General features: G+C 40.5%; 11 protein-coding genes. 10 read left to right on the top strand and 1 reads right to left on the bottom strand.

The annotated features are described in order from the left end of the window. Window position 1: 1 nt before the first annotated feature. The 8 genes from L2737_RS13010 to L2737_RS12975 all read left to right on the top strand — a co-directional run bounded on the left by L2737_RS13010 (window position 2) and on the right by L2737_RS12975 (window position 10,638). On the top strand, window positions 2-2,257 hold the full coding sequence (locus L2737_RS13010; protein ID WP_102527086.1) for an ABC transporter permease subunit: 2,256 nt from the start codon (window positions 2-4) through the stop codon (window positions 2,255-2,257). Between the two features lie 58 nt (window positions 2,258-2,315). After that, window positions 2,316-3,974, top strand: a complete 1,659-nt coding sequence (gene pstA, locus L2737_RS13005; RefSeq protein ID WP_102527085.1) for a phosphate ABC transporter permease PstA — start codon at window positions 2,316-2,318, stop codon at window positions 3,972-3,974. Between the two features lie 28 nt (window positions 3,975-4,002). Continuing rightward, window positions 4,003-4,821 carry a phosphate ABC transporter ATP-binding protein PstB gene (gene pstB, locus L2737_RS13000; protein ID WP_102527084.1) on the top strand — a complete coding sequence of 273 codons (819 nt, stop codon included), beginning with the start codon at window positions 4,003-4,005 and terminating at the stop codon, window positions 4,819-4,821. Window positions 4,822-4,884: 63 nt separating this feature from the next. Continuing rightward, window positions 4,885-5,595 (top strand): phosphate signaling complex protein PhoU, encoded by a 711-nt coding sequence (phoU, locus tag L2737_RS12995; RefSeq protein WP_102527083.1) that lies wholly within the window; start codon window positions 4,885-4,887, stop codon window positions 5,593-5,595. 401 nt (window positions 5,596-5,996) lie between these two features. Further along, window positions 5,997-7,145 (top strand): putative sulfate/molybdate transporter, encoded by a 1,149-nt coding sequence (locus L2737_RS12990; protein WP_248955980.1) that lies wholly within the window; start codon window positions 5,997-5,999, stop codon window positions 7,143-7,145. A 160-nt stretch (window positions 7,146-7,305) separates the two neighbouring features. Continuing rightward, window positions 7,306-7,956: a DUF502 domain-containing protein gene (locus L2737_RS12985; protein ID WP_229369940.1), complete on the top strand. Its 651-nt coding sequence runs from the start codon at window positions 7,306-7,308 to the stop codon at window positions 7,954-7,956. Window positions 7,957-8,367: 411 nt separating this feature from the next. Beyond that, window positions 8,368-8,724, top strand: a complete 357-nt coding sequence (locus L2737_RS12980) for a YajD family HNH nuclease (protein ID WP_229369937.1) — start codon at window positions 8,368-8,370, stop codon at window positions 8,722-8,724. Between the two features lie 378 nt (window positions 8,725-9,102). Beyond that, a complete protein-coding gene (locus tag L2737_RS12975; protein WP_102527079.1) occupies window positions 9,103-10,638 on the top strand; it encodes a M20 family peptidase in 1,536 nt (511 codons plus the stop codon). Window positions 10,639-10,792: 154 nt separating this feature from the next. Here the strand turns inward: L2737_RS12975 and L2737_RS12970 are convergent, their stop codons facing one another. Further along, on the bottom strand, window positions 10,793-11,023 hold the full coding sequence (locus tag L2737_RS12970) for a DUF1289 domain-containing protein (RefSeq protein ID WP_102527078.1): 231 nt from the start codon (window positions 11,021-11,023) through the stop codon (window positions 10,793-10,795). 231 nt (window positions 11,024-11,254) lie between these two features. Here L2737_RS12970 and L2737_RS12965 point away from each other — a divergent pair, with 231 nt between their 5' ends. Then, complete coding sequence (locus tag L2737_RS12965; protein ID WP_102527077.1) at window positions 11,255-12,430, top strand: chemotaxis protein; 1,176 nt, start codon at window positions 11,255-11,257, stop codon at window positions 12,428-12,430. A gap of 12 nt (window positions 12,431-12,442) precedes the next feature. Continuing rightward, a complete protein-coding gene (locus L2737_RS12960) occupies window positions 12,443-13,729 on the top strand; it encodes a methyltransferase (protein ID WP_248955979.1) in 1,287 nt (428 codons plus the stop codon). Window positions 13,730-13,794: the final 65 nt, after the last annotated feature.

The raw sequence follows: 13,794 nt of genomic DNA, 5'->3' as shown, positions 1-13,794 counted from the left end.
AATGGAAAGTCAGGTAAGTCAGCCTGGTTCTGAGACGAAAAGTTTGCTTGTCAGCAGACGTACGAATCGAAGAGCATTTACGGATAAGGCAGCTGAAGTCGGAGTAACTGTGGGTGGTACCATGGTTTTTGTCGCTTTGTTGTTGATTTTCTTTTACTTATTGTATGTTATCAAACCTATTTTTGATGGTGCAGATGTTGAGCCTGTTTCAACCATTAGCTATCAAAATACGGATGTAGCAACATTAATGGTCGGTAGTGATGAGCAGAATGAAATCGCTTATCGCGTGACAATTGATGGACAAGTTGATTTTTATTCAGTTGCAAGTAAACAACTAATCCAAAGTTTTAATCCTCCTCTACCGGCGGGTGCAACCGTGGTAAGTAGTACTAAAGCAAAACCGAATGAACAACGTTTTGCACTGGGGTTAAGCTCAGGGGAAGCATTGGTTGTAGGTGTTGATTTTGGTGTGACTTATCCAGACAACGTCCGCACAATTACGCCTCGTTTACGTTATCCACTTGGTGAAACACCGATAATGGTCGACGAAGGTCAACCATTGAACAATTTGGTGTTTGATTATATCGATAGTCGTATTGGCTTTGCGTATCAAGATAATGACGGTGCATGGAAATTGAATCGCCTTGAGGGCGAAGAAAACATGATGACCGAAGAAATTGAATGGTATTCAGATTTAGCGGTGATTGAAGATGCACCAAAAGAGGCTTTCACTGCATTAATGACGCCAGACCATCGCCAATTGATCTTACCGACGTCAGGTAAAATATTTATCTACAGCATCCGCGATACTGATACGCCAAGTTTGCTGCAAGTGATTGATGTAAAAGATGGCAGCAATAAGGTATCTAACGTCAGTTTATTAGCGGGTGCGAGCTCGGTATTAGTTAATTATGAAGATGGCACAATTAGCCAGTATTTTCAGGTAAGTAGCCGCAACGGTCGTTTGTACCAGAAAATTCGTGACTTCGAAATTGACTCGCCTGTGCAAACCATTGCCACAGAATTTTATCGTAAGAGTTTTGCTGTTGTCAGTGCAGAGGGCGAACTATCGCTACTGTATACCACCAGTCAACGTAACTTATTTACTGAAACATTCAATATTGCGCAACCCGGTGAAATGGCCTTCAGCCCTCGCTCAAATGCATTAATCGTTGAAGCGAATAACAGCCTGAATATTTTTGCTGTCGACAATGACCATCCTGAAGTGTCATGGAGCGCATTGTGGCAGAAAGTTTGGTATGAAGGTTACCCTGAGCCACAGTACGTTTGGCAGTCAACATCTGGTTCTGATGATTTTGAAGCAAAACTAAGCTTAATGCCTTTAGCATTCGGCACCATGAAAGCGGCTTTTTATGCCATGTTATTTGCTGTGCCAATTGCTATCGCAGGTGCGATTTACACGGCTTACTTTATGGCACCGAAAGTGCGTAGTGTTGTTAAGCCTACCATTGAAATTATGGAAGCATTGCCAACAGTAATTTTAGGTTTCTTAGCGGGTTTATGGTTAGCCCCATTAATCGAAGACCATTTACCTGGCATATTAGTGTTACTGACATTACTGCCAACCAGTATCTTGGTCAGCGCATTTACTTGGAGCAAGTTACCAGCTAAATGGAAGCAGCGTTTACCTGAAACATATCAAGAGATCATGTTGATCCCAGTGATTTTGTTTGTAGGTTGGTTCTCATTTGAAATCAGCCCAGTGATTGAAATCGCCTTCTTTGATGGTAACACCCGTCAATTTATTACTAATGAGCTAGGGATTACTTTCGACCAACGTAACGCGTTTGTTGTCGGTATTGCGATGGGCTTTGCGGTGATTCCAACGATTTTCTCGATTGCTGAAGATGCGATTTTCTCAGTGCCACGTCATCTATCAAATGGTTCATTAGCACTAGGTGCAACGAACTGGCAGACATTAACACGGGTGGTTTTATTAACAGCAAGCCCAGGTATTTTCTCTGCAGTGATGATGGGGTTAGGGCGAGCAGTAGGTGAAACCATGATTGTATTAATGGCAACGGGTAATACTGCAATCCTTGAGTGGAGTGTGTTTGAGGGTATGCGTACCTTAGCCGCGAACATTGCTGTCGAAATGCCTGAATCAGCCATTGGTAGTTCGCATTACCGCGTATTGTTCCTTGCTGCATTCGTTTTGTTTGTATTTACCTTTGTCTTTAACACCATTGCAGAAGTGGTACGTCAACGTCTACGTGAACGTTACAGCTCACTTTAAGGAATGAAGATGAAAACAATAGTTAATATTTCGCCAATCGCTTTGAGAGGTTCGAGCAATGGGTAAGTGGGTTAAATCAGGATCTCCATGGATATGGATGACTGGTGGTGCAGTAAGTATCAGTTTGATTGCAGTACTGGGTTTGTTGTTGTTGATTGCTTGGCGTGGCTTAAGTTACTTCTGGCCTGCTGACATTTATCAATGGCAACTTGAAGATAACAATGGAGTTAAATCAACGCTAATAGGCGAGATCTACGACCGTGAAGAAGTACCCACTGAACGCTTAATCTCAGCGGGTCATAAGTTTAATGAACATCCGGGTGAGTTTGTCACTCGCTACCTTGTGAAAACAGGTAACCGTGAGTTTGTAGGCTTAGATTTCCGCTGGATTTTAGCAACTGACATTGTTAGTCGTGAAAAGCCTGAAGATATAGCGATGTTTGAGCGAACTAAAAATGGTAATTTTTATGGTTACCCTGTTGCTGTTATCGAAGATGGCCAACGTTTATCGCTTGATGGCGAGCAAATCGAAACGTCATTAGAAGAACATATTGAACGTTCTGTTGATATCGGTGAGCAAGCGCTTAAACTACAAAAGTCTGAAATTGGTTCAGTTAACTATGCGCTAGAGCGTCTTCGCTTAAAAGAGCGTGGATTAGAGTTAGACGGCAAGTTAACCCCTGAATTAAAAGCAGATTTAGACGCACAAGCTGAGCAGTTAAACCAAGACTACTTAGTGATGGAAAAAGACTTGTTTGCATTGCGTGATGAAGCAGCAAGAGATTCTGTCATTATCCGTGATATGCGCGGTGAAGAAGTTACCTTGAAGTTAGATTCAGTCTTAGATGTGAGTTATGTCAACCGAATGAACAGCTTTGATAAAGTGGTTCATTGGTTTGTGGGAATAGGTCGCTTTGTTAGCCACGACCCACGTGAAGCGAATACTGAAGGTGGGGTATTCCCAGCTATCTTTGGTACCGTGTTCATGGTGATGCTGATGGCTGTGATTGTGACGCCATTTGGTGTGATTGCCGCGATTTACTTACATGAATATGCTAAAAAGGGCCCAATTACTAAGATGATCCGTATTGCGGTGATTAACTTAGCGGGTGTGCCATCTATCGTATACGGTGTGTTTGGTTTAGGCTTCTTTGTTTATATGCTTGGTGGCTCGTTAGATCAGCTATTTTATCCTGAAGCATTACCTGCACCGACATTTGGTTCGCCAGGTGTGATTTGGTCTGCACTGACCTTAGCTATTTTGACATTGCCAGTTGTGATTGTATCTACTGAGGAAGGCTTAAGCCGTATCCCAAGTGCAGTTCGTCAAGGCAGTTTAGCGTTAGGTGCGACAAAGTTTGAAACCTTATGGCGCATTATTATTCCAATGGCAAGTCCTGCGATTATGACAGGCCTTATTTTGGCTGTAGCTCGCGCAGCGGGTGAAGTCGCGCCATTGATGTTAGTGGGTGTGGTAAAACTTGCACCGACGTTACCGATAGATATGAACTTCCCGTTTATCCATTTAGAACGTAAGTTTATGCATTTAGGTTTCCATATTTACGACGTTGGCTTCCAAAGTCCTAACGTAGAAGCGGCTAGACCACTGGTTTACGCTACTTCATTCTTATTAGTATCTGTGATTGTGACACTTAACTTAACAGCTATTAGTGTACGTAATCACTTACGTGAAAAATTCCGTTCGCTAGAACATTAATTAGCGATATCCTGAGGAAAAAAGAAAAATGATTTCTATTGATCAAAGCGCTATTAAATCTGAAGTTGTCGATTTAGCTAACCTACCTGCACAGGATACTGCGTTAGAAATTCGTAACTTAGATTTACGTTATGGTGATAAACAAGCTCTATTCGATGTGAGCATGAAAATCCCGAAAAACCAAGTGACAGCATTTATTGGCCCAAGTGGTTGTGGTAAGTCAACATTATTACGTTGTATTAACCGTATGAATGACTTAGTTGAAACCTGTCATACAAGTGGTGAGATTTTACTTCACGGTCAAAATATTTATGACAAGCAAGTCGACGTTGCTGCGCTTCGTCGTAATGTTGGTATGGTGTTCCAGCGTCCTAACCCGTTTCCTAAGTCAATTTATGAAAATGTGGTTTACGGGCTACGTTTACAAGGTGTAAGTAATCGTCGTGAACTTGACGAAGCAGCTGAACGTTCACTGCGCGGCGCGGCAATTTGGGATGAAGTGAAAGACCGTTTACATGATAACGCCTTTGGTTTATCTGGTGGTCAGCAACAACGTCTAGTGATTGCCCGTGCAATTGCTATTGAACCAGAAGTTTTGTTACTTGATGAACCAACATCAGCATTGGATCCAATTTCAACATTAACGATTGAAGAGCTAATTACTGAGCTAAAATCAAAATACACAGTGGTTATCGTTACGCACAACATGCAACAAGCTGCGCGTGTATCTGATCAAACTGCCTTCATGTACATGGGCGAGTTAATTGAGTACGCTGATACCAATACTATCTTTACGACGCCAAAAAAACGTAAGACAGAAGATTACATTACGGGTCGTTACGGCTAATAGTACAGGCATTAATAGCCGAGACTTCGGTCAATATTTTAAAGAATAAAGGTTGATACAGTAATGGAAAACAAAAGTTTAAATAAGCATATTTCTGGTCAGTTTAATGCTGAATTAGAAGATATCCGTAACCGTGTTTTAGCTATGGGCGGTTTAGTTGAGCGTCAGCTTGAAGAGTCACTTGATGCACTTGCATCACTTGACGCAGAGCTTGCGCAAAAGGTAATTGACGGCGATCACAGAGTCAATGGCATGGAAGTGTCTATTGATGAAGAATGTACCCGTATTATTGCTAAGCGCCAACCTGCTGCCAGTGATTTACGTTTAATTATTACGATTGGCAAAACCATTACTGATCTAGAACGTATTGGCGATGCTTGTGTACGTATTGCAAAGGCTGCTTTAGATAAGCGTTTAAATAATCAACAGCCATTACTTGTGAGCATTGAAAACATGGGGCGTCATGCAACGCGCACACTCCATGCAACACTTGATGCGCTAGCGCGTATGGATGCTGACAATGCACTTGAGCTGCATAAAGAAGATGCTAAGCTAGACAAAGAATATGAAGGTATTATCCGTCAGCTAATGACTTACATGATGGAAGATCCTCGCTCTATTCCAGCGGTATTAGACGTACTTTGGGCTGCTCGTGCGGTTGAACGTGTCGGTGACCGCTGTAAGAATATCTGTGAGTACATTATCTTCTTCGTGAAAGGTAAAGATGTTCGCCATACTTCTTATGAAGACATGGAAAAAGATTTAAACATGTAAACTGATTGGTTTGCATCTCAAAGCCCTTAATGAAAATTAGGGGCTTTTTTGTTGGCTAAACCTAAACCTAAACCTAAACCTAAACCTAAACAAAAGCACTAAGCAACAGTCCTAAACACAAGCCCTAAGCAATAACCCTAAACAGCCGCCCTAAACACCTGCAGTAAACCTCAAGCAGAAAGCCTTAAATAAGAAATTTTAAGCAATAAGTACATACCCAAAGCAAAATAAAATACAGTTAGAGTTGGACAAAATGACCTTGTCTGAATATTAAAATTGAGTCACTTTGTCGCACTGTTTTTTGTAAGTCACTAACACCACAATATTTTTTGAACTCGATCACAGAAATAATTGGCATTTAAATTGCTATCTTTATATATCCAATCCCTGCGGCAAGATATATGAGATGTAAGACCCATAGCTTAAATAACGTCAACAAACTTTCAGGAGAGTTAAGCGGTGCATTCGCTGACTTAGGTACCTTCCTTCCACTTGTATTAGGCCTGATTGCGCTTAATCAATTCTCACCCCAAGGCATATTTCTTGGCTTTGGCTTTTTTGCGCTTTTTAGCGCATTTTATTATCGAAGGCCTATTCCAACCCAGCCGATGAAAGTCATCAGTGCGCTGGTCATTGCTGAAGGCCTGACGCCTGGGATGTTACAAGCTTCGGCAATGTTAATGGGCGTCATATTACTGATATTGGCATACAGTGGCATCATTCAATGGATGGCAAAGCAACTATCACCCGCGATTAGTATTGGCATCCAATTAGCTATTGGCATTCAGTTAATGTGGATGGGTGGCTTTATGATGAGTGAAACTTGGGGCGTAGGCTTACTTGCTTTCGCGGCATTATTTTTAAGTCGATTTATGCCAATGCAATACATTGTCATGCCCTTGGTTATCTTTTTTGGCATAGTTTGGCAGTATCTGAGTCAAAGTGCCCCTAGTTTTAATTTTGCGCAAGCCGCGCCTTGGCAGTTTAGCTGGCCAGAGAGCTATGAATGGAGCTCGGCAGCTGTACTATTGGTCTTGCCGCAATTAGCACTCACCTTAACTAATGCGGTGATTGCGATTTCTGCAATGGCAAAAGATAAATTTCCTGAAGATAGCGATAAGTTTACCCCACAAGCTTTTGCAAAAAGCTCGGGTTGGACCAATTTATTAATGGCGCCATTTGGCGGTGCAGCAATGTGCCATGGCGCTGGCGGGTTAGCTGTTCAGTATCATTTTGGTGCGCGTACCTGGTTAGCACCAGCAATATTTGGCGCCACTTGTGTGCTGATAGCTATTTTTTGGGGGCAGGGGATTGCCACTGTTCTTTCGTTAATCCCACTTGCTGTGCTTGGTAGCTTACTTGCAATTGCTGGCACCCAATTAGCCTGGTCTAAACGATTCATTGATGGCAAACCATTTTGTATATTCGTAATTTTTACCACTGCATTAGCTTGCCTTGCGATTAATACAGCAGCAGGTTTAGCAGTTGGTGTCGTATTAGAGCTAGGACGTCACCAATGGCAATCACTATCCACGCCAAAGACAAAATGACGTTGCTTATTGGCTTAGCAGTTCAGCCGCTTAGTAGGTTCTGTGCGTGACAGTGATCACAATGTCATGTTTGCTTAATTAGTCATGGGGTATATGCGAAGTGACTAATGAGCAAACTGTGTTAACATTTTCGTCTTGATTCTTCTTTTCCGTGAGCTAAATGAAAAATACCCTGTCCCGTGGCTTGACCAATTTACTTCCTATGGTGTTAAGCCTTTGGCTATTTTGGTCGCTATTCATTTCGTTAGATGGTTTAGGCCATTTACTACTGGATATTGTTGAGCTTGATAACACTTTTGTCGGTGCGGGGTTTATCTTAGTTGCGGTGTTAGTGTTTATTTCAGGTCTGCTGTTTTCTTTTAGCCCATTCGCTTGGCTTTACGGCTGGCTTGAACAGCAGTTAATGAAGTTTCCTTTGTTTAAATCTGTATATGGCAGTATCCGAGATATTGCAGGTTTGATGAAACGCGACGGAAAACCGAAAAACCAAAAGACGGTATTAATTAAACAAGCAAATGGTGGCTATGTCGTTGGCTTTATTATGAATCAAACAGCGCCAAAACCATTGACTGATGCGCTACCTGAAGGGGAATGGGTGCCAGTTTTATTCCAGTTAAGTTACCAAATGGCCGGTGTCACTAGTTTAGTAAAACGTGAAGATTTAATTGAAGTGGATTGGTCTTTTGAAGATGCGATGCGTTTTAATTTAACAGCAGGGATTTCCGCTAAATCGATAACGGCTGTGAATGACAAAAAAGCCATTAAAACGGCTAATTCTGAACAAGATGCCCCTGCAGATAAACCGCAATAACCACTTATTTTTTGTCATCATCAGCTTGTGACAATATTCATAATTTATAGCATTAATGATTAAAGTATTACCCTTTGTCATTAATGTTAATGCGCCTCTACAGGCTTTTATCCATTATGGGTGGCTGTGTTTTTTGAACAAAAATATCGTCAAATAAGCAATAATCGGTTTCAAAAATAAACCGCACTAATAAGTGTCATTTTATTTTCATTAACTCAATCTCGTTCAGCTTGAAAGAAAATGTTGGCCATTTTGTTTGTCAGTCATCATTAAATTCAGTTTGTGATAGAAAACATTGCCCCGAGTGATAACTGAGATTATTCTTGGGGTAATGTTTTAGAACTAATCAATGTTGTTTCATCAACCCATGTTTCATCAATCAATGTTTCATCAACCAAAGTTGGAAAGTCGATGTCGGGCACACAAAGTAAATTAGATAAAGTATTAGCGGAAGCAAGAGACTATAAAGCCAGCCGTGAAAAGGGATACCGCGAGCAAGCGTTAAAACTGTATCCTTGGGTGTGTGGCCGCTGTACCCGTGAGTTCACCCACAAAAATTTATCAGAGCTGACAGTTCATCATGTGGATCACAACCATGATAACAATCCATCAGATGGTTCTAATTGGGAGTTATTGTGTTTGTATTGCCACGATAATGAACATTCTCGTTTTGAAGAGTTGATCCGTTACGGCAGCACTACCGAAGTTAAACAAGAAGCGGCGACATATAATCCGTTTGCTGATTTAAAAGCAATGATGAAAAAGTAGTATTGTTTGCTCATATTTAAATAGAAAGCTCATATTTATATGGGCTTTTTTTTGCATTTTATTGCGAAGCTGATTTGTGAACTTATTCATCCAAGATGTTGAATTAACGAATAAATGGTTGAATTGGATTAACTCAGCTATTGCATCATAATCGTGGCTTAACCATGTTAATGGTGATTATTTGAAAAGGATTTAACCAACAGGCCGCTTGATAAGTAAATGTCAGACTTATGGTTAAATTTTGACTATATTTGTAGTGTCTAGTGCGTCATTATGGTTTCACTGGCTATCGCGATAATTGTTGAAAGCAATATATTTGGACATCGCAAACTGATCAGAAAAATATGGACTTACTACTCAACTTATAAGGGAATATGCATGTTTAGTTATACTAAAATTTTTACTGGGCTTATTTCAGCAATCGCCTTGAGCGCTGGAGTTTCAGTGTGCGCAGCTAGCGAACAAGAATTTTCATCAATGCAGATGAAAAATGTTGAAAAAGTTGAGGTCAAAGTCGACCTCGATGGTGCTGCAAAACGTTTATCAAAGGCGGTCACCTTTAAAACCATTTCTAATCAAGATCGAAACGATTTTGATGCCAAAGCTTTTACCGATTATCACGCGTACCTCGAGAAAAGTTATCCTAAGGTACATGCAAAATTGAAAAAGGAAGTGTTAGGAGATCCTCGACCTTACAGTTTGCTCTATACATGGGAAGGCACAGACCCAACATTACAACCGGCGCTTTTTTATGCTCATCAAGATGTAGTACCTGTACCTGCCGATTCAAGAGATCAATGGAAAGCCGATCCTTTTGCCGGCACCATTAAAGATGGCTACATTTGGGGAAGGGGATCATTAGATGATAAAAACCAGATCCATGCCATTTTAGAAGCCGCTGAAATGAAGATAACAGAAGGTTGGCAGCCATCACGCACGTTATATTTTGTATTTGGACAAGATGAAGAAGTAGGCGGGCCTGAAGGTGCTAGGTACATTGCCGATGTTTTAGAAAAACGTGGTATTGAAAGATTTGCATTCGTAATGGATGAATCTGCACCAATTACACCGGGTATTTTCCCTGGGATTAAAGAAAATACCGCACTTATTGGAATTGCACAGAAAGGCTTCATAAGTCTAGAATTGTCGATTAATGGTATTGGTGGACATTCATCAATGCCACCAGAGGAGTCAAATATTGGTATTGTCGCTGAAGCGATAACCAAATTAGAGAAAGCCCAATTCCCTTACCGAATTCACCCTGCTGTGCGGGCTCAGTACCGCTATATGGGACCTGAATTAGATAAAGCGAATCAGCCTTTATACTCGGCTGTAGCATTTGGTAAAGATGGCGAAGTTACCCCGTTGGAGCAAGAATTCATTGACCTAATGTCAAAGAATGAACTGACACGAGCCATGATCCACACCACCATTGCAGTTACTATGTTTAATGCAGGGATTAAGGATAATGTATTGCCACCAACAGCTGCAGCTATAGTCAATTTCAGACCAATGCCGGGTGATACTCCAGAAGTTATTATTGCTCATGTGAAAAAAGCAATAGCAGACGAACGCATTGAAATTAAAGATATTTCAGCGTCAACACCTGCTACCAATGTTGCCAATGCAGGTGGCCCTGGTTACAAAATGCTGGAAAAAACCATTCGCCAAACTTGGGGGAATGACTTAATCGTGTCACCATTTTTTGTGGTCGGTGGATCTGATTCTAAACATTTTCAAGCCAGAAGCTTTGCACCTGATGTATATACTATGACAGCGATTCAATTAGAAAATACTGAAGAGTTTAAAGGCTTTCATGGCGTTAATGAGCGTATTTTAGTTAAAGAATACGGTCGCTCAATTGGTTTTTTCTATACGTTATTTAATAACTTAGAACAGTTAAAAAATAAATAGTCATTTAAAAGAGCATGAGCAATTAATGTTGATTCATGCTCTTTTTTTACATATCTAACGTTTAGTTATGAGTAAAAGGTAAACATGACAATAATTAGCTAAACTTTTTATTAATCTAACCGTTCACTATTTAAATCTGTTCGTTATTCTATCTTTAAGCTTGTTCAATTTCAGTCTGGGCTTTTATCCACTTATCACGGCTAATGATCTGGCTATTATTACCACCTTTCATTTGCTCTTTTCGCTGTGGTAGTTGTTGCCATACAGCTTGTTTTTTCTCTTCACTGGCTTGTCCCCAGCCAACAATTTCATTGATGTGTCTAAAACACCCCATACAAAAATCATCATCGTTCAGCCCGCACTTGGCAACACATGGTGAGTGCATATAAACATCCTATAATTAACAGTTAAAGGCGCAATTACGCTGATATATTTATGAATAACACTAGACACTAAACGTCATAAAAATTAGTCTCGTGTGAATTAAATGTATTATATATCAGTTAGTTACTTTTAATGCTCGCTTGTCTAATTATTGTGTTTGATGTAAACGCATTAGACTAATTATTGTTAGCTTGGAATAACTAAATTGCTAAGAATTGGTGTGGAGAATACCATGAAATCATCGCTATGTTCAGCAGTAAAACGTGGCTCTTTTATGTTGTTGATGAGTTTAAGCTTAGTGTTAATGACAGGTTGTTCATTACTTGAAGTTAAGCTTGAAAGTGGCGTAGAGCCGCTTCCTAAAGAGCAAATTAACATGAGAATGTTTAGCCGAGAGTTTAGTTATAGTTTCTATACTCAGGTAGAGGCGAGTGCCGATTTGATTGCTAATGGCACTGACGATGTTGCTATAAAATCAAATACTTTGATGTGGAAAATTTACTCTGAGCAAAACCTTCAGCGTGCTATTTTTCAAGCATCTCCAGTTGCCGCAATGGTAGATACATGGGTGTTTACCGAGCAGATGAATCAATACTTTTCTGACGGCGCAGGTAGCGATGTATTTGGACAGCAACAATCAATCGCCATTGAAGCTAGCCAGATGCTGTCGACTAAATTTGCTAAAACCGTAAAAGGCTTTGTTGATCCAAGCAGTTTTAGAAAGCATCAAGCATTTGTAAAACAATATGTTGCTGATAATCCAATTAAAGATATCAGTTTTAGCCGTTCTTCTGCTTTTCAAGATTGGTTAACTTATAGCAATATTTCTGAATTTGAAGCCATAACCACTTTTGGTTCGATGCCTGAAGTGATGAGTGATATGTCCGATAGAATGGCCATGACGACTCAGCAAATGCCTAAAATTCTAGGCTGGAAAGCGGAGCTGTATGCTTTGCATGCTGATGTAAATGCAGCAGATGTAGAACAAGCCCTTAAAAATATCAGTGAGACTACTGTTAAATTTCAAGCGTTAATGGAGCAAACGCCTGAGATGATGACTATGTTGGCGACGGATATGCGCACTGAACTTAGCCCTTTACTGGCAGAGTTAAGTGAGTTAACCGATGATAAAATACAGCAACTCAGTAAAGAGCGTGAAACCTTAACTCTGCTACTGACTAATGAGCGTGAAGCTTTAGTCGAAATGGTCACCAGAGAACGGATTGCTGCAGTGCAAGATATTGATGACTTGACCCAGAAAACAGTTGAGCAAGTGTTTAAGCAAATCACTGAAACTCTTAAAAGTTTGATTTTGTATTTCATTTTGTTCTTAATCGCGGTATTTTTTGCGCCATTAGGATTCGGTGTCTGGTTAGGCAAACGAATGGCTGTAAAAAAACAAGCATAAAAGGGTTCAGTATTGTCTATTCGTTCAGCTAACAAGCTTAAACTTGCGCAGATCAGTGAATGTCTATCGTCACTCAAGGCTCTGTGGCAAGTAAAAGCGTTTGAATGCGAGGTTTTGCCTTGGCAACAAGCGTTTCCGAAGTTAGCAAAAACGGTATGGCAAATAGATGACGCTGATATTGAGACACTAGATCTTGAGCAACAAAACTTAGTTAATTATTTACTGCCGAGTCTAATAGAAGATTTATCGTCAAACTCTTGTTTTAAATGGAGTGAACAAGAGCTTGCCGCGTTGTTGACTGAAGGCATTACGGCTAGTTGTATCGATAATACTAATCAAAGCGAGACATCGAGCCATCAGCCGATTGACTTACAACTTACTGAAACAGAGCTGAGTCATTTTAGTGCCCATATTAAAGGCCGTAAATGGCAACAGATCACTCAGTTTGCAGCACATGTTCCAAATGATCGCCTACCGATTGTAGAGTGGTGTGCAGGTAAAGGACATTTAGGGCGTTATCTCGCCAAAAGCCGTAACTTGCCGGTGACCAGTTTAGAGTGGCAACAGAACTTGTGCGATCAAGGTCATGAGTTTGCTCAACATTGGCAATTACAACAGCAGTTTCGTTGCACCGATGTATTTAAGTTATCAGAGAATCCTTTAAAGGCTGAGCAACATGCCATTGCACTGCATGCATGCGGTGATTTACATGTGAGGTTAATTGATTTGGCCGTTCAGTCATCTACACAAGCCATTTCATTTTCACCTTGTTGTTATCATTTAATTGAAGCGCAGCAATATCAGCCACTTTCTGATGTGGCTAAGCAAGTGGGTTTTACGCTTTCTCGCCATGATTTGCAGTTGCCTCTGCAGCAAAGCGTTATCGCCAATGAAAGGCAGTTAACGTTAAGGCATCAAGAAGTTGCTTGGCGTTTGGGCTTTGATAGCCTGCAAAGAGCCGCATCAGGTAATAAATGCTACTTACCTATCCCAAGCATTAAACGTAGTCAGCTTTCAGGTCGTTTTGTGGACTTCTGTCATTGGGCAGCTGTACAAAAACAGGTCGATATAACCTCGGTTGCAGATATTGAACACTATTTAGAAATCGGTAAGCAAAGACAAAGACTGACACAGAGAATTGATTTGGTCGCACACCTGTTTAGACGCGTTTTAGAACAGTGGTTAATTTTAGATAGAATGTGTTTTTTAGAACAACATAACTACCAAGTGGATGTGCTTGAATTTTGTTCGAACAGTATTACTCCAAGAAATAGCCTTATTCAGGCTAAAAAGCGATAATTGATTTTTTGTTTGTTCGAATAGTTAGCTAACTTGCTGTTATATAGTTTTAAATTGCTAGCTTA

It is taken from the genome of Shewanella electrodiphila (assembly GCF_023283985.1).
Classification (GTDB): Bacteria; Pseudomonadota; Gammaproteobacteria; order Enterobacterales; family Shewanellaceae; genus Shewanella; species Shewanella electrodiphila.
This window is presented reverse-complemented; position numbering and strand designations above follow the sequence as displayed.

Coding starts and splice junctions, on each gene's coding strand:
- L2737_RS13010 (WP_102527086.1), top strand. CDS start 2: ATGGAAAGTCAGGTAAGTCAGCCTGGTTCTGAGACGAAAAGTTTGCTT.
- pstA (WP_102527085.1), top strand. CDS start 2,316: ATGGGTAAGTGGGTTAAATCAGGATCTCCATGGATATGGATGACTGGT.
- pstB (WP_102527084.1), top strand. CDS start 4,003: ATGATTTCTATTGATCAAAGCGCTATTAAATCTGAAGTTGTCGATTTA.
- phoU (WP_102527083.1), top strand. CDS start 4,885: ATGGAAAACAAAAGTTTAAATAAGCATATTTCTGGTCAGTTTAATGCT.
- L2737_RS12990 (WP_248955980.1), top strand. CDS start 5,997: ATGAGATGTAAGACCCATAGCTTAAATAACGTCAACAAACTTTCAGGA.
- L2737_RS12985 (WP_229369940.1), top strand. CDS start 7,306: ATGAAAAATACCCTGTCCCGTGGCTTGACCAATTTACTTCCTATGGTG.
- L2737_RS12980 (WP_229369937.1), top strand. CDS start 8,368: ATGTCGGGCACACAAAGTAAATTAGATAAAGTATTAGCGGAAGCAAGA.
- L2737_RS12975 (WP_102527079.1), top strand. CDS start 9,103: ATGTTTAGTTATACTAAAATTTTTACTGGGCTTATTTCAGCAATCGCC.
- L2737_RS12970 (WP_102527078.1), bottom strand. CDS start 11,023: ATGCACTCACCATGTGTTGCCAAGTGCGGGCTGAACGATGATGATTTT.
- L2737_RS12965 (WP_102527077.1), top strand. CDS start 11,255: ATGAAATCATCGCTATGTTCAGCAGTAAAACGTGGCTCTTTTATGTTG.